Source organism: Bacteroides sp. 214 (assembly GCF_010501015.1).
GTDB lineage: Bacteria > Bacteroidota > Bacteroidia > Bacteroidales > Bacteroidaceae > Bacteroides.
This window is the reverse complement of the sequence record NZ_QVML01000074.1, coordinates 1-299: the sequence shown is the minus strand read 5'-3', so window position 1 is coordinate 299 and position 299 is coordinate 1. Positions and strand designations below refer to the sequence as shown.

Genomic DNA, 299 nt, shown 5'->3' with positions numbered 1-299 from the left:
CTTTTCTTTGTTTAACGAAACTCCTCCGCTTTGTACCAGCTTGCGCATTTCTCCTTTGGATGGGAATATGGCAGAATTGTCAACAACTAGGCGGGCGCAATACTTACCCGGTGCAAGGAAATAGAAATCGGCTTGGTTATCAACAACCGGAATCAATACAACTTTGTTCCATTGGGTCTCTTCTATCCATTTTGCTTCGTCCCAGTTGCTACCTGCTTCTTTTACTTGGGGATACTCTTTGTTCACAGAAAAATCCGGGTATTTATCTTTAGCACCTTCTTTGGCATCGTAGTATTTCT

1 pseudogene is annotated in these 299 nt (G+C 42.5%); it reads right to left on the bottom strand.

Annotated elements, in window-relative coordinates:
* Window positions 1-299 (bottom strand): annotated as a pseudogene (locus tag D0T50_RS13590) (hypothetical protein); the annotation flags it as partial.